The organism is Gracilimonas sediminicola (assembly GCF_024320785.1).
Taxonomy (GTDB): domain Bacteria; phylum Bacteroidota; class Rhodothermia; order Balneolales; family Balneolaceae; genus Gracilimonas; species Gracilimonas sediminicola.
In genome coordinates this window covers 803,954-824,502 of record NZ_JANDBC010000001.1, presented here as the reverse complement: position 1 = coordinate 824,502, position 20,549 = coordinate 803,954, and the positions used below count along the sequence as shown (strand labels likewise).

Annotated in this window: 16 protein-coding genes; 5 read left to right on the top strand and 11 right to left on the bottom strand. The window is 45.5% G+C overall.

Annotated elements, in window-relative coordinates; all coding sequences use genetic code 11:
- Together ettA and NM125_RS03785 are read right to left on the bottom strand one after the other, a co-directional pair.
- Positions 1-1,677 (bottom strand): energy-dependent translational throttle protein EttA, encoded by a 1,677-nt coding sequence (gene ettA / locus NM125_RS03790; RefSeq protein ID WP_349294178.1) that lies wholly within the window; start codon positions 1,675-1,677, stop codon positions 1-3.
- A 172-nt stretch (positions 1,678-1,849) separates the two neighbouring features.
- Positions 1,850-2,680 carry a ZIP family metal transporter gene (locus NM125_RS03785; RefSeq protein ID WP_255133013.1) on the bottom strand — a complete coding sequence of 277 codons (831 nt, stop codon included), beginning with the start codon at positions 2,678-2,680 and terminating at the stop codon, positions 1,850-1,852.
- Positions 2,681-2,817: 137 nt separating this feature from the next.
- Between NM125_RS03785 and NM125_RS03780 the strand changes: the two genes are divergently transcribed.
- A complete protein-coding gene (locus NM125_RS03780) occupies positions 2,818-3,537 on the top strand; it encodes a hypothetical protein (RefSeq protein WP_255133012.1) in 720 nt (239 codons plus the stop codon).
- Between the two features lie 59 nt (positions 3,538-3,596).
- Here the strand turns inward: NM125_RS03780 and NM125_RS03775 are convergent, their stop codons facing one another.
- Together NM125_RS03775 and NM125_RS03770 are read right to left on the bottom strand one after the other, a co-directional pair.
- Positions 3,597-4,718 carry a YncE family protein gene (locus tag NM125_RS03775; protein ID WP_255133010.1) on the bottom strand — a complete coding sequence of 374 codons (1,122 nt, stop codon included), beginning with the start codon at positions 4,716-4,718 and terminating at the stop codon, positions 3,597-3,599.
- A 20-nt stretch (positions 4,719-4,738) separates the two neighbouring features.
- Positions 4,739-6,727: an LVIVD repeat-containing protein gene (locus NM125_RS03770; protein WP_255133008.1), complete on the bottom strand. Its 1,989-nt coding sequence runs from the start codon at positions 6,725-6,727 to the stop codon at positions 4,739-4,741.
- 217 nt (positions 6,728-6,944) lie between these two features.
- Between NM125_RS03770 and gcvP the strand changes: the two genes are divergently transcribed.
- Entirely contained in the window at positions 6,945-9,839 is a 2,895-nt protein-coding gene (gene gcvP / locus NM125_RS03765) for an aminomethyl-transferring glycine dehydrogenase (RefSeq protein ID WP_255133007.1), read from the top strand.
- Positions 9,840-10,041: 202 nt separating this feature from the next.
- Here the strand turns inward: gcvP and NM125_RS03760 are convergent, their stop codons facing one another.
- Entirely contained in the window at positions 10,042-10,659 is a 618-nt protein-coding gene (locus NM125_RS03760; protein WP_255133005.1) for a DUF1684 domain-containing protein, read from the bottom strand.
- Positions 10,660-10,674: 15 nt separating this feature from the next.
- Positions 10,675-11,124: an OsmC family protein gene (locus tag NM125_RS03755; protein ID WP_255133003.1), complete on the bottom strand. Its 450-nt coding sequence runs from the start codon at positions 11,122-11,124 to the stop codon at positions 10,675-10,677.
- Between the two features lie 191 nt (positions 11,125-11,315).
- On the opposite strand from NM125_RS03755, the gene NM125_RS03750 reads away from it, so the two are divergent.
- The gene (locus NM125_RS03750) at positions 11,316-12,131 is read left to right on the top strand and encodes a UDP-2,3-diacylglucosamine diphosphatase (RefSeq protein WP_255133002.1); all 816 of its coding nucleotides are present in this window, start codon (positions 11,316-11,318) and stop codon (positions 12,129-12,131) included.
- Entirely contained in the window at positions 12,128-13,165 is a 1,038-nt protein-coding gene (locus NM125_RS03745; protein WP_255133000.1) for a glycosyltransferase family protein, read from the top strand. The genes NM125_RS03750 and NM125_RS03745 overlap by 4 nt, the downstream gene beginning before the upstream one ends.
- A gap of 203 nt (positions 13,166-13,368) precedes the next feature.
- Here the strand turns inward: NM125_RS03745 and NM125_RS03740 are convergent, their stop codons facing one another.
- The 5 genes from NM125_RS03740 to NM125_RS03720 form a co-directional block, all read right to left on the bottom strand.
- Positions 13,369-14,658: an erythromycin esterase family protein gene (locus NM125_RS03740; RefSeq protein ID WP_255132999.1), complete on the bottom strand. Its 1,290-nt coding sequence runs from the start codon at positions 14,656-14,658 to the stop codon at positions 13,369-13,371.
- A gap of 91 nt (positions 14,659-14,749) precedes the next feature.
- Positions 14,750-15,274, bottom strand: a complete 525-nt coding sequence (locus NM125_RS03735; RefSeq protein ID WP_255132997.1) for a DinB family protein — start codon at positions 15,272-15,274, stop codon at positions 14,750-14,752.
- Positions 15,275-15,376: 102 nt separating this feature from the next.
- A complete protein-coding gene (locus NM125_RS03730) occupies positions 15,377-17,449 on the bottom strand; it encodes a M16 family metallopeptidase (protein ID WP_255132995.1) in 2,073 nt (690 codons plus the stop codon).
- Between the two features lie 43 nt (positions 17,450-17,492).
- The gene (locus tag NM125_RS03725; protein WP_255132993.1) at positions 17,493-19,016 is read right to left on the bottom strand and encodes a M16 family metallopeptidase; all 1,524 of its coding nucleotides are present in this window, start codon (positions 19,014-19,016) and stop codon (positions 17,493-17,495) included.
- 57 nt (positions 19,017-19,073) lie between these two features.
- A complete protein-coding gene (locus NM125_RS03720; protein WP_255132991.1) occupies positions 19,074-19,859 on the bottom strand; it encodes a GntR family transcriptional regulator in 786 nt (261 codons plus the stop codon).
- 120 nt (positions 19,860-19,979) lie between these two features.
- On the opposite strand from NM125_RS03720, the gene NM125_RS03715 reads away from it, so the two are divergent.
- Positions 19,980-20,543, top strand: a complete 564-nt coding sequence (locus tag NM125_RS03715; protein ID WP_255132989.1) for a YeeE/YedE family protein — start codon at positions 19,980-19,982, stop codon at positions 20,541-20,543.
- Positions 20,544-20,549: the final 6 nt, after the last annotated feature.

The window sequence follows — 20,549 nt, the reverse complement described above, 5'->3', positions numbered from 1 at the left end:
CTATCGCATCAGTTTTTTGTACTTAATGCGGTGGGGTTGGTCATCAGTTATGCCGAGCCTCTGTTTACGATTCTCTTCGTACTCTTCATAATTTCCTTCAAACCAATACACCTGGCTGTTTCCTTCAAAGGCTAAAATATGAGTAGCAATTCGGTCGAGGAACCATCTATCGTGAGATATGACGACAGCACAGCCGGCAAATTCCAGTAAGGCTTCTTCCAGGGCTCGCAATGTATTTACATCGAGATCATTAGTAGGCTCATCAAGAAGCAGCACGTTAGCGCCTTCTTTCAGCATTTTTGCAAGGTGAACCCGGTTGCGTTCACCACCGGAAAGTTCGGTTACTTTTTTCTGTTGATCGCTACCGCTGAAATTAAAACGGGCTACATAGGCACGTGAATTCACTTCCCGGTTGCCCAGCTGAATAGTGTCTTGCCCGCCTGAGATTTCTTCCCAAATTGTTTTGGAAGGATCAAGAGGTCGCTTCTGATCTATATAGCCAAGATTTACGGTGTCTCCGGTTACCAACTCTCCGCTGTCGGGTTCTTCCTGACCGGTTATCATTTTAAATAGGGTGGTTTTACCGGCACCGTTTGGCCCGATCACCCCAACAATGCCCCCGGGAGGCAGCTTGAAGTTCATGTCTTCAATCAGCAGGCGTTCTTCAAAACCTTTGGTCACCTGGTCGGCAACAATCACCTTATCGCCAAGGCGTGGACCGGCGGGGATGAAAATCTCCATGTCGTCACGACGTTTATCGTGCTCCTCAGAAAGCAATTCCTCGTATTTGTTGATACGGGCCTTACTCTTGGCACGTCGTCCTTTAGGGTTCTGACGAATCCAGTCCAGCTCCTGCTTAAGTGTTTTTTGACGTTTGGATTCTTCTTTCTCTTCCTGCTCCAGTCGTTTGGATTTTTGTTCCAGCCATGAGCTGTAGTTGCCTTCAAACGGAATCCCTTCGCCATGATCCAGTTCAAGAATCCAGCCGGCCACATTGTCGAGGAAGTAACGGTCGTGAGTTACGGCAATAACAGTTCCTTCATAGCGATCCAGATGTTGTTCCAGCCAGCCAACAGATTCAGCATCCAGGTGGTTGGTCGGTTCATCCAGCAACAAAACATCGGGTTTTTTGAGCAGTAAACGACAAAGGGCAACACGGCGGGCTTCACCACCGGAGAGCACCTTAACGGAAGTATCGCCGGGAGGGCACCGAAGGGCATTCATCGCTTGCTCCAGCTTGCTGTCGATATCCCAGGCTTCAACCTGATCAATTTTTTCCTGCAGCTTAGATTGCCTTTCAATCAATTTCTCAAAGTCAGCATCCGGATCACTGAAAGCAGCATTCACTTCTTCATATTCTTTCAGCAGGTCTATGGTTTCCTGCACGCCTTCTTCTACAATTTCCTTCACGGTTTTAGAAGGATCGAGCTTGGGCTCCTGCGACAGATACCCGAAAGTGATTCCTTTCTGAATGCTGATATCGCCCTGGTAGTTCTGGTCTTCTCCGGCAATAATTCGCAGCAGGGTAGATTTACCCGCACCGTTTAAACCCAGCACACCAATTTTAGCTCCGTAGAAAAAGGAGAGGTAAATATCTTTAAGTACCGTTTTGTTGGGTTTGTAAGTTTTGCTTACCCCAACCATAGAAAAAATGATCTTATTGTCGCTCAATGAAATACGTATTTATTAGGATTAACAAGATGTTGAAGGTACGAAATGCGCATTGATTTTTTGAACACCTTTCGAAATTAAGTTTTTGCTGAAAACCCGAAAATTTTGGAATGGTACCAAAGGAAAGAGGCATCGACTTTCTTATCGATGCCCCTGGAAAATACTTTAGCAAAAAATTTTACCCGAGTGCTACATCTAATACCATCATCACCACAAAGCCAAGCATAACGCCTAAAGTAGCCAGGTCAGCATTTCCGTGAAGCTGACTTTCCGGAATCAATTCCTCAACCACCACATAGATCATGGCGCCGGCGGCAAATGCAAGTGCGTACGGCAGAATAGGCGTGATGAAAATTACGGCCGCAGCTCCTATCACAGCAGAAACCGGCTCTACAATACCGGAGAGCTGTCCATAGTTGAAGCTCTTAAACCGGCTCAGCCCATCACGACGAAGCGGCATAGAGATAGCAATACCTTCCGGAAAGTTTTGAATACCAATACCAATAGCCAGCGTAATAGCTCCGGCCACTGTTGCCCCGCCAACCATATCAAGCCCCAGGCTTGCTGCTCCAAAAAGAACTCCAATAGCTAAACCTTCCGGTATGTTATGCAATGTAATGGCTAATACAAGCAGGGTGGCTCGCTTCCATTTGGTGTCTACGCCTTCCGCTTCATCGCGTGGTAAGCCGATGTGCAGGTGGGGAACATAGGCATCACAAATTCTCAGGAAGACCCCGCCAAGTAAAAAACCAATGGCTGCAGGAATCCAGCCAATCATTCCCTGGGCTTCGGCCAGTTCAATTCCGGGTATAATTAATGACCACACGCTCGCTGCAATCATAACACCGGCAGCGAAACCCATCATACCATCCAATAATTTGTAGTTGATGCCTTTCGTAAAAAAGACAAGAGCCGCTCCAAGCGATGTTACACCCCAGGTGAATAATCCCCCCATCAAGGCTTGTACAATAGGATTTAGTTCAAAAAACCAGTTTGGTAAGAATTCCATAAATTTTTTGTTTTGAATATAACAATTTGCTTCGACTTACTAAAAACTTAGTTAAGGCTAATGTTTATGTTAAATAATTTTCAGATTAAAGGATTCATAATTTTACTACCTTATCGATTGAACTATGATAATCAGGCATGAGTAACGATATTTTAGCTTTTAAGGAGCCTATCCGGGATGGGTTGATCCGCATACTTTTGCGAATCGGCGATATAGAATGTGAAGTTGAAAATGATGCGCCTGACTTCGTAGATCCGCTCGAAGATCACCCTACCATAACGATTACACCCGAAGCAGACCTTAAAGATATTACCGATGCCTTTATGGACAGTTACCCGCTGGTGTTGAACAAGAGAAAGTCCAGAGAGGACAAGATAGTATGGAGTTTGCCGGGGGGTGGTATTTGGTTTGATATGGAAATGGATAACGTAAAGGAAGTATGGCTCACGGAATTCAGCTTTTTTATTGAGAGTGAAAAACCCCGATACCTTGCGTACTACATCCGTGATGTTGAACACAATATAGAGTGGCTGCAACCGGACGCCCAATCCGGAGAAATCCGATCTTTGAGTACCTTCAAAAAGAAATTCACGCCACCGCCGGTATCGGAGCGGAATGTGTACTCAGGGGGGGAAATTCTGAAATGTGCCGATATGCTCGGCCGCGCCATCAAAAAAATTGACATGCGCACACAGGAGGCCCTGGTCAGGTTTAATACCGAAAAAGGAAACCTGGAACCGCTGCTCATCGGGATGGCCGAGAAGCTGGGATACACCGTGAAATCTCTTGACAAAGAAGTGATTGAACGTGAGGGCGAGAAGGGCAGAAGCGTTAGCCATTCTATTTCTTTACAATAAAAACCCGGCACTTTTTGGGGAGTCACCGGGCTTAAACTCCAAAATAGAAAGCTGAAGTACTAACCTTCCTGTTTCCAGAAGATGATGCCTCCGGCTTGTTTACCGGTCTCTACAACATCAACGCGCTCTAAGGTTTTTAGGTTGATGATATCTACGGAGCCGGGTTCACCACCAATGCCTTCAACTGAAATAAATGCGTAGTTGTTATCGGGTGAAATAGCTACACCGTGGCTTACCTTTCGGCTGTTTTTAATTTTTGCCAGTTCCTTACCGGAGCTCAAATCCCAAACACCGGTTGCTCCTTCTCCTTTATATGTTACCACTAACAGCTTACCATCGTGGCTGACTTCGAGGTTGTACGGTGCTTTTCCGGTTTTCCAACGCTTGGTTACTTCCCATTTGTCGGTGTTGATTTCGAGAACCTCATCAGAACCGTTGGCTGCAACATATACCAGGGGTTTTGTGGGGTGAGGATCAGCCCAGGTGGGTTTTTCAACTGGTTTGTGCATCATCTCACCATGATTCATTCCGGAGTGATCCATATCGGCCGACATCTTTCCACTCATTTTTTTACCGGAGAGCTTGAGCTTTCTCTGTACTTCAAGAGTTTCGGTATCAATTTCAATCAGTTCGTCAGTCATCATAGATACATGATACTGCCGGGTCCCTGAACTGTTAATACGTGAACCATGAGGCATAATGCCGGTTTCGATATCGGAGAGTCGGGTCATTGATTCAGGCTCAACCACCGAAACGGTACTGGGCTCCATATCTCCGTGGAGGTTGAAATTCACTACATAAAGTAAACCCGTAGTTGAGGAAATATCCATACTGGCAGGAAACATGCCCAGTTCCACTTCTCCAATAAACTCGTTGGTTCCGGTTTCGAACTTCCAGAGTTTACCATAGGGCATTCCGTGGGCAATGCTTACAAACCAGTGCTCTCCATCCGGGGAGATGGTGAGACCGTGCGGCCCTTCGTTTTCCTGAGGCCAGGTACCCACCCGTATGGTTTCTGCAATTTCACCCTTCTGAGTTTCACCGTCGAAATGTACCAGATGAACTTCATCATCTGACTCTGCGGCTACATACACATAATAGTCTTGAGCATAGGAATTGGAGGTTCCCCAAAAAAGGAAGCCTCCAACACACAATGCAAATAAAGCTCTCTTAAAACTCATAGTCTTGATGCTTTTTTCGTTTAGTTGGTTCCCTGCTGAGGTTTGTCAACCAGTTTTATAGACCATAATCCTGAGTTCCAGTCAGAGATGAAAATATGGCCTTTGTATGGTTGTGGTCCCCAGGTAAAGGGTGCGTTTGGTACCAGTGCATCGGGGTGAGTGGGCTCAAACTTGGCAATCTCGCGTCCCTGATCGTACAGGTTACCCATTAGCTCTCCGGAAATATCAACGATGCGAAGGCCGGCGTTGTAGTAAGCCACAAAAAGCAGATCGTCAACAACCCAAAAGTTATGCGTTCCTGCTTCAGGAACCTGGTATCGAGCTACTTCAGTTGGTTGGTCCCAGCCATCAAATTGAATAAAGTGAATCCAGCCGGCAGCTGCTACCGGATTGCTTCTGGAAGGAAGTCCGTTCGGGAAAGCTTCATCTCCGGCAATCACATAAAAATCACCTGTTGATTTACTTTTGAATGGGAATGCGGCATGATTCCATCCACTTGGATAAGAATAACTTCCCAACTGAACAGGATTTTCGGGAGATCCACCGGCGGTTCCCATTTCTCCTTCCTGGGCACCAATATCAACGGCTACTACACCATCGCTCCAGTTGGAGGAATAGGCAATTCCGTCTTCAATCCAAACATCGTGGATCGAGTGTCCGGGAGTGTCAAGCTCAAATCGGCCAACAGTCTGTGGGTTTTCCGGGTCTTCAATATTAATGATATCGTAACGGCGACCATTATTAACTGCATATACATGATCTTCGTAAATAAACGCATTGTGCACACCGCCGGTCAGTCCTTCATTATACTCGGAGAGGATTTTTACATCCCGGGGATTACTTACATCAAGAACCACCATTCCGTTCTTACGATTTGAAGCACCTTCACGGGTGATTACTCCAATGGTTCCGTCTTCAGAAATTTTCACGTCATTAACGGTGCGGGCATCCACGCGTACAGTATCGATAGGTGTGATATTAGCCGGATCGGTTACATCCCAGAAATAGGCATCGCCGTTGGCACCCCATGTTCCTGTGATGGCATAGTCTCTGCCGTCCACACCTTCCCAAACCCAAAGGTCGGATGTATGAACATCAAGTACTTCGCCATGCCCAACTACTTCAATTTCTTGCTGTACGTTGCGGTCTTTAACCCGAACAATTTGCTCTTCAAATACATCTCCGGAGCGAGCGGTGAGGGTAAAAATACCCGGCTTGTTGGCTACAAATTTTCCATTCTGAGAAACTTGTCCTTCGGCACCTTGTCCCAGGTTATCATCCGGCTGAGCGGTGTAAGAATAGGTGATCGGAGCATCTACTTCCTTACCGTTATTGCCGAGTGCTTTAGCGTCAAAGGTGATCACATCTCCGGTCCGCACTTCAGTTTCGGTATTACCAATGGTGATGGAAGCAGTAGGATTCTGTTTCACAGTTACATTAAGTGTGGCTTTTTTACCTTCCGACTCAGCCGTGATTTTGGCTTTACCGGGCTTTTGAGCTACCAGTTTGCCGTGGCTTACCATAGCTACCGATTGGTTGTCGCTGGAGATATTCAGATCCGGGTTTTCACGAATCAGGTCCATCGCATCAATCACATGTACATTCAAATCGATGGTTGTTTTGGAGTAGATGTTTTCCGGTACATCCACAAATTCTACCTTGGCAATAGGCGGATACGGAACATTGATCTCGAACTGCTTAATCACACGCTGATCCCGCGGGCCGGAGCGCAGAACAATAGCGGAATACGTGCCCGGTTTGTTGGCTTTTACAAGTCCGCTTCTGGATACTTCCAGGTCCCGGCCGTTCCGGGAATAAAATAGAAGGGTGTCGGGAAGGGCTTCACCGTCTTCGGTCATCAAAGTGGCTTTAAGTTGAAGTTCATCCCCAACTTTTACTTCCACGGGATCGGGTTCGATTACAATTTTTAAAGAGCTTGCATCCTGCGCAAAAAGAGAGGTGCTACCAATAAGCAGGATGGAGGCTAAAATTTTTAATGCTTTTGCCATGTCAGGTAAAATTAGTTAATAGATAAGTGGTTTTTATTAAGACCTGTAATAAATCAAAAAAAAGTGAGAAATGAACTATTTGTCGTTCTAAAGTCTGCTCTTTTGAGCTCATTTTTCCTTATTTTACAGAATCCTGTTTTTCGATATGACAAAGGAATTTTATTCTTGTCATTCGTTGTTCCTACCAACCAAAACCAACTCATTTTTTCTTACATAGATGGACATTAATTTCGAGAAAGAAGTATTTGCCCGCCGCCATAACGGACCCACTCAGGAATCAACCCAAAAAATGCTGGAGGTCATCAAAGCCGATTCTGTTGATAAGCTGATTGACGAAACCATCCCCGAAGGTATTCGCTTAGACAAACCGATGGACCTGCCCGGGGCATTAAGTGAACATGATTTTCTGACGGAATTCAAAAAACTGGCTTCTAAAAATAAAATCCATAAGTCGTTCATTGGCATGGGCTATTACGATACGCTCGTTCCCAATGTCATCAAAAGAAATATTCTCGAAAATCCGGGTTGGTACACCGCCTACACACCCTATCAGGCTGAAATTGCCCAGGGCCGGCTGGAGGCACTCATTAATTTTCAGACCACCGTCAGCGACCTGACCGGAATGGAGCTGGCCAACGCTTCTTTGTTGGATGAGGGAACAGCGGCCGCGGAAGCCATGAGTATGCTGTACGGACAGCGTCGAGGCAAGAAGCGTAAAGAGGCGGAAGTTTTTTTTGTATCGGAATTGTGTCACCCTCAAACCATCGAAGTTCTGCAAACCCGAGCTGAACCGATTGGGGTAGAAGTGAGAGTAGGAGATCATCATGAATTGGATGTGACTGATTCGGAATTATTTGGCATTCTGCTTCAGTACCCGGCAACTGATGGTAGCGTGGAAGATTACACGAATATTATTGAGGCAGCACATGAACACGACGTATATGCTGTGGTAGCTACAGATTTATTGAGCCTGACGTTACTGAAAGCTCCGGGTGAAATGGGAGCCGATGTGGTAGTTGGTTCTTCTCAAAGATTTGGCGTACCGATGGGATACGGTGGGCCGCACGCCGCCTTCTTTGCCACCAAAGAAGATTTTCAGCGAAAAATTCCGGGACGAATTATCGGTGTTACCCAGGATGCAGAAGGCAAGCCGGCTTATCGAATGGCGCTGCAAACCCGTGAACAGCACATTCGCCGGGAGAAAGCTACTTCCAATATTTGTACCGCCCAGGTGCTGCTTGGGGTGATGGCCGGGATGTATGCGGTTTATCACGGACCGGAAGGCCTCAGGAACATCGCATCTAAAGTTCACGGCTTAACCAAACTGACTAAAGCCGGACTGGAAAAGATGGGAGTCGAGGTTCAAACCGAAACCTATTTTGATACCCTGACGGTTAAGGCAGATGCCGCCAAAGTGAAAGCGGTAGCTGAACAACATGAGGTGAACTTCCGCTATGTGGACGAAAATACCATCGCCCTTTCTTTTGATGAAGCCAAGAACCTGGAAGATGCTGAGTTGGTACTTACCATTTTTGCAGAAGCCCTCGGTAAAGAGAACAGTTTTGACGTTCAGGCTGAATCCCAACAGGTGAAAGTGGATTATCCTGAAAACCTGGCTCGCCAAACTGATTACCTGGATCACCCTGTATTTAACTTGTACCATTCGGAGCACGAAATGCTTCGGTACATGAAGCGACTGGAGAATAAAGACCTCTCGCTGGTACATTCCATGATTTCACTGGGATCCTGTACTATGAAGTTGAATGCCACGGCCGAAATGATTCCTGTTACCTGGCCTGAGTTTGGTCAAATTCACCCCTTTGCTCCCCGGGAACAGGCTGAGGGTTATACGCAATTATTTAATGAACTGAACGACTGGCTGTGTGAGATTACCGGTTTTGCGGGGATGTCGCTTCAGCCCAATTCCGGTGCGCAGGGAGAATATGCCGGATTGATGACCATTCGTGCTTACCACAAAGCCAACGGTGATGATCATCGGAATGTAGCACTGATTCCTTCATCTGCTCATGGAACCAATCCTGCCAGTGCAGTAATGGCCGGCATGGATGTAGTTGTAGTAGATACCGACAGCCATGGCAATATCTCAAGTGACGATCTTGAGGCTAAAGCTGAAAAATACAGCGACCGCCTGGCTGCGCTCATGATTACCTATCCATCAACGCATGGCGTGTTTGAACATAAAGTGAAGGATTTCTGTGAAATTATTCACAAGCATGGCGGACAGGTTTACATGGATGGTGCAAACATGAATGCACAGGTTGGACTAACCAGCCCCGGTGAAATCGGTGCAGATGTGTGTCACTTAAACCTGCACAAAACATTTTGTATCCCACACGGCGGGGGCGGACCCGGAATGGGCCCAATTGGAGTAGCTGAACACCTTACTCCATTCCTGCCTTCTCATTCAGTAATTAAAACCGGTGGAGAAAAAGGAGTTAATGCCATTTCCGCAGCTCCATGGGGTAGTGCCAGCATTCTTACTATTTCCTACGCTTATATCCGAATGATGGGAGCCAACGGGTTAACGGATGCTACGAAATATGCTATCCTGAATGCCAACTATCTGAAAGATCGCCTTAAAGATCATTATGAAATTCTTTATACCGGCAAAACCGGCCGTTCGGCCCACGAGTTTATCGTGGATCTTCGTCCGTTTAAGCAATCGGCCGGAATTGAATCCGTGGACGTAGCAAAGCGACTGATGGATTATGGCTTCCACGCTCCAACGATGAGCTTCCCGGTTCCGGGGACGCTGATGATTGAGCCTACTGAAAGTGAGTCGGTTGAAGAGCTGGATCGTTTCTGTGATGCCATGATCTCCATCCGAAAAGAGATACAGGAAATTGAAGACGGCATTGCCGACAAAGACGACAACGTACTTAAGCATGCTCCACATACACAGCGCGTGATTATGGCTGATGACTGGAACCGAAGCTACTCCCGTGAAAAAGGAGCCTTCCCGCTGGAAGACCTCAAATACGATAAGTTCTGGCCGTCCGTTTCCCGTGTTGATGATGCCTATGGCGATCGTAACCTGGTGTGCTCTTGCATTCCGATGTCGGCGTATGAAGAAGGGATTGAAGCCGTATAGAATAGCTTGAACATCCAACAAGGAACTTCCAACGTTGAAAGTTGAACGTTTTTTGAACCTTGATTTTCGGGATTAGAGGATGACCGGGATTTTTTGAACTTGTTGGAGGAACGATTCCTGAAATCTATGTTGTAATCAAGTCTACCTTACTCGCTTCGATTGCTCTGCGTCGGAGCGAAAGCTCTGGAAGGATGCGAAAATCCTATTCTTTTTTAAAATCCTTCACTCCGGAATACACCGGTATATCCATTCGGTTTTGTTTGGGTACCAGAGGGCAGGAATATTTGGTGTTATACACACAATAGGGGTTGTAAGCTTTGTTGAAGTCGATGATGACCGAATCACCGGCGGGAATCCACATTTCCAGGTAACGACCACCGCCGTAGGTTTCTTCCCCGTTGGTTTCATCACTGAAAGGCAAGAAGAGATAGTTTTTATACTTTTCTGTTTCCCTCAGCTCGTGACTTTGAAATACATCCAGGGAAACGGGCCGGCCGTAAACGGAGAAATGGAGTTCCCCGTACTTCTCATAGGTTTTAACTTCTGAAGTGGTGGTCGGCATTTTAAAAGGCGGCTGATTGGGAGTTCTGATGAACTTAGCTTTGATGTAATAATCCAGGTTGATGGGGAAGTAGTCCAGCCCGGTGAATCGCTCAAAATCTTCTTCTTTCAACGGCGAAGTATCTCGATTCTGGAAGGCCTGATCTAAAGAATCCTGATAGGATTTAATTTCATTAATTAGGTATGTATCCGGTTGCTGCCCCAAAGCATAACTCATCCCGCTAACTATTAAAACAGCAGTTAATAATAAGGTGCGCATGTTCATAGGAAGGATTTATTCAGTTACGGAGCTTTTAATTCGGATGTCGGCCTCAAGCGTACGATGAACCGGGCATTTCCTGGAGATGTCCAGAAGTTTATCGAGCTGTTCCTGGCTTAAATCTCCTTTAACAATCAGCTCTTTTTCGATGACGTCGATCTTACTTTTGGGGTCTTCACAATTCTGGCAGTCTTCGTCGTGGCGTTTGTTGTGGCGAAGTTCCAGATACAAATCTTTCACCGGCCAGCCTTTTCGTTCGGCATACATTTTCACCGTCATAAGTGTGCATGATCCTAACCCCATCAAGAGGTAATCATACGGATCGGGGCCCTGATCTTCGCCTCCATCTACATGTTCCGGCTCGTCGGCGAGGAGTTCATGCTTTCCCGCTGTAAGTGTAGTTTTAAACTTTTCATTTTCGGGCAGGTGGACGTGTAAAATCTTCTTTGCGTTTTCTTCACTCATTTCAGAAATGTTAAATGATGAATGTTAAATTTTAAATGGCAGTATGTCTCGTTCTTGAATGAACTTAACATTTAGCATTTAAAATTTAAGATTCATAATTCCATAACAATCATCTAATCAATTCATAACACTTGGGATAACCCATGATAACATAGGCCGGCGATCTTTGTCTCAAATAATCATCTCAGACTATGAAAAGATCAATCGATACCGTTGTAATATCTGATGTTCACCTCGGAACCATTGGCTGTCATGCTGTCGAACTGGCCCAATATCTGAATTCCATCGATCCCAAGCGAGTCATTCTAAATGGGGACTTTGTGGATATGTGGAACTTCCGGAAATATTACTGGCCGGAATCCCACATGCACGTCATCCGAATGCTTATCACCATGATGACCAACGGAGTGGATATCTATTACCTGACGGGCAATCATGACGAAACCTTACGAAAAGTCTCCAGCCTGCAGTTGGGTCCGCTGTTTATTAGGGACAAACTGGTGCTTGAGTTGAACGGGGAGAAGGTCTGGTTTTTCCACGGGGATATTTTTGATGTGACCATGAAACACAGTAAGTGGATTGCCAGGCTGGGCGGACAAGGATATGAAATGTTGATCCTGATAAACCGCTGGATGAACTGGATATCTCAGAAAATGGGATATGGGAAGTTCTCATTATCCAAAAAAATTAAAGATGGGGTAAAGACAGCCGTCAATTTTATCGATGACTTTGAAGTGACGGCGATGGAGCTGGCCATTGATGAAGGGTACGATTACGTGGTATGCGGGCATATCCATCAGCCCAAAATACGCGGGTATGAAAATGAGAAAGGGTCGGTGATTTATCTCAATTCCGGAGACTGGGTGGAAAACCTGACTTGCCTTGAATATGACGGAGGAGAATGGAACCTGTATCGCTATTCCGAAGATACGGTTTTACAAGAGAACCCAAGGATTAACCAGCTTATGAAGAGCCATACGCTTAATAAAAAACTGATGATTGGATGAAAATACTTTATGGTATTCAGGGTACAGGGCACGGGCATATAAGTCGGGCACGGGTGGTGTTGCCTAAACTTAGAGAACATGCGGAGGTGGATGTGCTGGTCAGCGGTTATAATTACAAGATGAATATTGACGGAGAGATTACCTACAAAGCCCGCGGACTCAGCCTGGCTTATGACAATAACGGGAGCGTGGATATGCTGGAAACAGCGCTAAATCTTCATCCTATCAAGTTTATACAGGATATGCAGGCTATCCCGATTGAAGAGTACGATTTTGTGGTGAATGACTTTGAACCGGTGTCGGCATGGGCAGCTAATGGAGCCGGAATTCCCTGCGTAGCCATCAGTCATCAGGCTTCATTTTTGTCAGGTAAAGCTCCGCGTCCCGTTAAGAAATCGATTGTGGCCGAGCAGGTGATGAAGCACTTTGCTCCTTGTACGGCAGCGGTAGGTTCTCATTACCTGCGATACGATGACTTTATTGAACCACCCATCATTCGCCGACAAATCCGGAATTTGAACCCTGTACAGGGGAATCATATTACTGTTTACCTGCCTGCCTTCGATCACCAAAGCTTGTGCAGCATATTCAATCAGGTTCCGAAAGTGCAATGGCATGTCTTTTCTCCAGATTGTGAGGAGATTTACACGAAAGGGAATGTGAAAGTATATCCGGTTGGGAAAGAAACTTTTCTGGAGAGTATTGAAAGCTGCTTGGGGATCGTATCTGCTACCGGATTTGAAACCACTGCTGAAGCTATGTTACTGGGAAAGAAGCTGCTCACCATTCCCATCAAAAACCAATACGAGCAGCTGTGCAATGCCGAAGCTCTTACCCGGCTGGGAGGAACGGTGGTTTATCATATAAATCAGCACTTCCCACAAACTTTATCCCGTTGGATCGATGAGGGATTGGCTTTGAATCTGCCTGAAATTTCGGATGAGGATGAGTTGGTCCAAAAAGTACTATACGCTGGAATAGGTGAGGGAATATCGAGCAAGAAACGCCGAACGGAGAAGGCGGAAGCGGTTTAAGCAGCAGGGTTTCTATCTCATTACTATTAGAACACAGATTATGCGGTTGGCTGCTGTTTTATATTGATAGCTGAATGCAACTTGTTCTCGTTCCGCCGCTCTGCTCTGTGATGAGGATAAAGGGAAGAAATAAATTCACACAATATTATTTAAAGCTTTTGGCGGAGGGTAGTTAGAGGAATTTCTTGCATTTCCTGTTGTGCTTATTCATTCCCGGATACCGGCGTAATCGTTTTAACGAAGAAAAACGCATCTGTTACTTCAGGCCAATTGGCTTCAAGTTCAACATAACCGAATGGCTTGGCGAGAAGGCGCTGGCTAAGCCAATTACCTTCGTCAGAAAGGTCTCTGAGATTAATAAATGTATGATCTCTGCCGGTTTCACCAAGCAGGTACTCTATACTGCCGGTTGATGATAAGGTTACCGGAGAGGGATTTGAATCAAACCAACGAGCCCAGTTTCCGGTTAGTCCGGTAAAGTTTATAGTGAATAGCTCATCCTCAAAATACTGTCCGGCTACTTTTCCCGCTGTTTCAAAATCGGCAAAAGAGAAATCCGGGTCTTCAGGTGCTACAATATCACTCATATCTCGTGCAAGGTGTACATTTGCAGCCCAAACAATGATTTTCTTCGAAGGATGTAATTCTTCAGCTATCCAGATCAGGTTCTCGCCCATTTGCAGGTCCCTTAATCCTCCGGTTGAATTGGAGGGTCCCCCGTTTTTGGCAATCCACCTGCGTTCTGCTTCATTTTCAATACTCAAAATCATCTGCTCCCAGAACAGGTCTATTTCTTCGGATTTGATATCTTGAAGTACGTCATCGAATATAGCTTTCTCAGCTTCGGTTATAGCTGTCTGTTGCCATTTATATTCAACTAAGTTCTGAAGAAGGTCTTCAAATGTTTGCCAATTACTACTTTGAAAATCTATAGAGCTGTTGGAAAGAGCAGATTTTAGATCATCTACCAAAGACAATGGGGCTAAGGAAAAGAAATCAGAATCCATGCCTTCAATAATTAATGAGCCGGTTGAAATTTTATCCTTAAGTAGTTCGATCATTGGGGCAAACTCATTGGCGTTCGTCCAAATTGAGTAAATCGAATTTTTCAGATTGTCCTCAGCGTTTTCTCCCTGTTCAATGTTTTGTATGGCCCGGTGAATATCATATAGCGGAGATTCAAAAACCAGTACTTCAAAACCTTTTTCTTCAATCAGATATTCGGCTACCCGCGTTTTGGCTTCAAAAATATTCCCTTCACCATGAGTTGCTTCCCCAAGCGTTACAACTCTTGCATCACCGATTGAATTGCCAAGTATTTCCAGATCAGCATAGTCTTTATTATTAGGATCGATTGAAATGTCTGATGTATTATTGACTAAATACTCGACTCTGATTTCTTCTTCGCTTGGTTTGTTAGAAGAGGTGCTACACCCAATTAGAATAACGATTAGTAAAAGGGATCCCGAAAATAGTACGCTTCTGGTAATCATGATTATATGCGTTTTATAGTTTACCGCTATTTTAATACACGCCCGAACAGGCAGATTGATCATGATTACGGTGGAGTAACAGTAAGGTTACTTACAAATACTTCTCCCGAATAATCTCTTTATGATGCAGCTCGTGGCCGGCAATGATGAAAGGGATAGAACGGACCGTAAACTCCACACCGCTGGCAGTGCCTTTCAGGGAAATCATCTCTTTGGTCATGTTCTGGAAAAGGTGAATGGTGGAAATGCGGACGGCTAAATATTCATTCGCGAGGTTGTGGATGGTCCGGCTGTTGTAATTGGAATACTTCACGTAATCATCCTGCTCCATGGAGGGAAGCGGATTTGGGTCTCGGCGGGAAAAGGCCAGCCCGCGATAACTAAACACCCGTTCGGTTTCTAATATGTGGCCGATTACCTGCTTTACCGTCCATTTGCCTTCAGCGTATGCATGGAAAGCTTTATCCCCGGGTATGGCATTGATAAAGGTGTACATCTCATGCATTTGAGTATTCAGCGTTTCGATGATGTTCCCCTTGGGAACGTGAGAAACGTAGCCTGCATAGTAATGCGCATACTCTGAACTTGAAGGGTATTCATTATCCCAGGCTGACATGATGTATCTCCTCTATAAATTTTAACAACCAATTGTATATAGCTAAAAAAATCCCGCATCTCAATTAAGAAATGCGGGATTGAAATTAGTCAGTGAAAGCGACTATTCAGGAATAGAGTGACTTTCAACCGTCAGCTCTGCAGCTACCTGCTCGTCAACATAGGTGACGACGGAATACGCATACATAACCCCGCCGGCTTCGTTCCAGTCAGAATACACGCTTTTAGCTTCCTGTCGCTGTCCGGTTTGTGGATTCATCTCGGTATAACGACTCATATGAGGGAGACCGGTTTCCTGGTCCAGCAGGTAAGTTACCTTAACCTGATCGTTGGTCATTCTAACCACCGCATAGTCTTCTCCGTCAGCGGTTTCATCACCAAGGTATTCAGCCTGAATATCCTCATGGTTGATGGCAATGGAGAGGTAATTACGCTTCATTTCATTCAGCATAGGCTTAGCCATTTGTGGAGGCAGCTGACGCTGCTGGCCGCCCATCTGCATGGTTCCGCCTCCGTCTTTGAAGCTCATGGTCATTTGACCCTGTGGTGTTGTAAGGTTTCGTTCGGTGGAGTAATCCGCGAAGTTGGTGACGGACGAGTTTTGGATGTCCATATCACCCATGGGTGTCTTCTGCGTGATTACCGATTTTTCCTGAACGGCAACCACATCGCTGCCCGGTTCTATCAGGGCATTCGCCATTTTTTCGAGCCATTCTTTTCCTTTGGTTGCATCACCGTCAACCACCGGTTCGTCTGAACCCGGCTCCGGAATGGTAATATCAACTTCATTTACATCTCCGAATTGCTGCAGCTGATCTCCTATTTCATCTTTGTTGCCAACCACCATGATTTGCAGGTAATCAGGATTTAAGTATTCTTTGGCAACGCGCTGAACATCTTCAATGGTTGTGTTCTTTACGCCTTCAATGTATTGATCAAAAGCATCCCCGGGCAGGCCACGGTAATCATACGACATCTGCTGGCTGAGCACTTCCTCATAGCTGTCGTACTCAAACACCGATGAGTTCAGGATTTGATCTTTGGTATCCTGCAATTCTTTTTTGGTGATGGGTTCATTCTGAAGACGGCGAATTTGCTCGATGACTGCTTCGATGGCTTCAGCGGTTGTAGAGCTCTTGGTAGATACACCGGCAAAGAAAAATCCGGGGTAGAAGGAGTTCATGCTGTATTGACCAAAGGCCGAATAGGCGAGCCCCATTTCAGTTCGGATAACCTGCATCAACCGGCCGGAAAAACCACCACTAAGTACACGGTTCATTACCTGAATTTGCGGATAATCAGGATTGTCGCGCATACCACCCAGGTGGCCCATCAGGATGAAACTCTGGTTTACATCCGACTTGTGAGCAAAGTTGATAGTGCTTTGTGGCTCATAATCAACTTCAGGGAAGTTGAGTGAGGTTTCTCCACCGGAAGGAATGTTGCTAAAAGCTTCTTCCAGTTTTTGCTTCATTTCGGAAGCATCGAAATCACCAACCACACCAATCATCATATTCTCAGATACAAAATGATCTTTATGGAAATTGACGATGTCTTCCCGGGTTATGTTGTCGATGGTTTCATATTCCGTAGTTCGGGCATACACCGATTCAGGACCATAAATCAGCTTCTGAAATTCGCGAACGCCTACACTTTGCGAGTTATCATTTCGGCGTGAAATGCTGCTTTTGGTCTGAGTTTTTGCAAGCTCAATCTTGTCATCCGGAAAAGCCGGGTTGGTAAGCAGGTCGATGAATATGGGAAGCAATTCATCAAAATCTTCTGCCAACACATTCATCCAGGCACTGCCGGATGTAAACCCAATACCCGTTTCCATACTCGCTGCTTTGTTTTCAAGCAGTACGTTGAGGGAATCGGCAGGGATAGACTGTGTTCCTCCTGATCGGATAACGGTTCCGGTAATGGAAGCCAGGCCTTCTTTTTCGGCAGACACTAAAACGCCCCCGGTTTTAATATTCACTCGCAGCTCGATTAGAGGAAGCTCGGTGTCTTCCAGTAAATAGTAGGTGATGCCATTATCGGCCGTGGAAGTTTCTACCTCAGGAACCTGAAAGCTGTTCAGCTCCGGGTATTTGATCTCATCGTACTTCTTTTGTGCAAAAAGCGCAGAACTTGTGAGTGCTAACGCGAGGCACAAAAGACTTAATCTTTTCATAGTTGTAATCATTTTTCCAGCATCCATTCTTTTAAAAATTCTGTTATTGATTCGCATCTGCAACCTCCCCGGCCAGAGCATTCACAATGGAACCTACCGTTCGGTTTTCTTTCACTAAATATTTCTTCGCCACGCGCTGAATATCTTCAATCGTCACCGCTTCAAGGTCTTCAAGGTTGGTGAATACTTTTTTCCAGTCGCCTTGCAGTGATTGAGCCTGTCCAAGTCGTACAGCGAGGCCTGAGTTGGAATCAAGTCCACGAATTAACCCGGCGCGTGCATTGGTTCGAACGCGGTCAAGTTCTTCCTGCGTAATTTCACCGTTTTTGATTTTTTCCAGCTCTTCGTAAATGGCAGTTTCGAGAGTGTCGGTGTCATATCCGCGGTTCGGTACGGCCAACAGGGCGAACATACTCTCATATTTGGTTCCCGGAACCCCATTCAGGTTTTGGAAGCCAAGAGCAACCTGTTCCTTTTCAACAAGTCGCTTGTATAATTTGGAAGTCCTTCCGCCCACAAGAATATTACTAAGCAGATTTAAGGCATTGTGATCAGGATGCTGATCGTTCACCGTATGGTATCCCAATAACAAAAATGGCTGGGATTGTTGCTCGATGGTGAATCTTTTTTCTGCAATTTGCTCAGGTTCTTCGGTGAAGATCGGAGGAGGGGTAGGGCCTTTCTTCAACCGCCCAAAATAGGTTTTTGCCAGTTTCCGAACTTCATTTGGGTCCACATCACCGGCAATGGCAATGGTGATGTTATTGGGTACATAATAGGTCTCATAAAACTCACGGGCATCTTCCATCGTTGTTGCGGTGATATCAGAATGCCAGCCGATGTTTGGAGTTCCGTAGGGGTGAGCTTTATAAGCAGTGGTCAGAAAAGCCTCGTATAGTTTCCCAACCGGACTTGATTCATAACTTGATCGGCGTTCTTCACGAACCACTTCTTTTTCTTTATAGAACTCGCGGAACACCGGATTCAGAAAGCGATCAGATTCCAGGCTAAACCAAAGCTCAATTCGGTTTTCCGGAAGGCTGTAGAAATAGTTGGTGCGGTCGGCACTGGTAGTGGCATTCATTCCCGTACCCCCGTTGCGATTCACAATCTCAGAAAATTCATTGTTAACCACATACTGTCCGGCTTCTTCCTGAAGGGCTTCAAACTCGCTCCACAGCTTATTAATTCTTGTAGAATCAGGATTGATGGAATGTTTTTCTTCCAGCCACTTTTGGTAGGTAGCATCCAGTTTCTGAAGTACTTTCTTTTCTTTTTTCCAGTTGCTGGTTCCCACCTCATGAGTTCCTTTAAAAGCCATGTGCTCAAAAACGTGAGCAAGTCCGGAATTCCCAAGTGGGTTGTTTGCACCCCCGACGTTTACATAGGTGGCAAAACTGACTACCGGAGCAACCGGACGTTCTATGACAACAAATGTAAGTCCGTTATCGAGGGTGAACTCGGTTACTTTCTCTTCAAACTCCTCAAGGTACTGTGCCTGTACACCCGAAAACGAAATGGCGAGCAACAGCAATGAGGTTACCAATATTTTCTCTGTTATTTTCATTAGATCAATACAATTAGTGAATAGTGATTAGATACTCGGAAAATGATGTTTTCATTACTATTTAGCAAATACAGGAGAAAATTCTTTTAACGGTAGTCCATCTTTATAGGAACCGTTCTCGTCCTCATTTCGGTACAATTCCATCACGTAAGAAACATGAGCCGGATTGTAATATCTTTTTTGGAAATACACTTTTTTATCTCCGGTTGTACGAGAACACCGGTCTATTTCCAATAAAGCACTTCCCGGGTCCAGGTTCAGGTGTTTGGCAATGGATTCATCGGCATTTGTTGCCGTGATCCGGTAGCTGCCTCCTTGTATCAGAATTTCGTATTTATCTTCAAACACATCATAGATGGTTTGGGTGGTGAGGTCTTCATCAAACAACAGCTGTCCATACCCGGGTGGCAGCCATGTGATATCGAAGGCTACCGGTTTTCCGTTGGCAAGCCTCACCCGCTTTATTTGGATGAGTTTCATATCGGGACGCAGCTGAAGCACTTCATTTACTTCGGGAATGGGATCTACCCGATCGAGGGAAATAAGCCGGGAACTGCTTTGCAAACCTGCCTGCCTCATGTCTTCGGAGAAATCAGTAAGACGAACCAGCGAACTTTTCAGTTTTTGATCGCTTACAAAAGCTCCGACTCCCTGTTTTCGGTAAATCAGGCCTTCATTTTCCAGGGTAGATAACGCATGGCGAACGGTAACCCGGCTCACCTTAAAGTAATCACATAATCGGTTTTCTGATGGAAGCTGGTCGCCGGGCTCATATTCCGTTCCGGTGATCTCATCACGCAGTTTCGTTGCTACTTTTTCGTGTTTTGAATTATAGTCAGACATAATGAATTCATGAATTGCAATGGAGACGAAAGATACTTGTTATAACATGTTGTAACAAATTAATTCAGCTTCTTATCATTGTCACGAATCAAAAAGACATTCATCAAATAAGATCAAAAAATGACAGAACTATTCACTCAGCCAATTCCCTGGTACGTGGCCGGCCCGCTTATAGGCCTGATGCTTCCGCTGCTTTGGGTTATTGGAAACAAAACTTTTGGAATATCATCCAGCTTCCGGCACGCTTGTGCATCCATGGTTCCTTCTAAGGTGGAATATTTTAATTACGACTGGATTAAAGAAGGCGCCTGGAATCTGAAACTCGTGGCCGGAGTGTTAATCGGTGGAGTAATTGCCGGATTGACTAACGCCGGAGATTACACCGTTCAAATTTCCGAAGCTACCAAATCAGAACTCACAGCTTTGGGCATCAGTAACTTCACCAGTTTGATTCCCCTCGAAATCTTTAATTGGTCGAATATTGTAAGTCCGGCCGGTTTTGTATTGATGATTTTAGGCGGCTTTCTCGTTGGCTTTGGGGCACGTTATGCGGGCGGATGTACTTCCGGCCATGCCATTACAGGCTTGGCTACCCTTCAAAAAGCCTCTTTGATTGCCGTTATCGGTTTCTTTATCGGTGGGTTGATAACAACCTATGCCATTCTACCACTCATTCTAAATTAAGCAGGT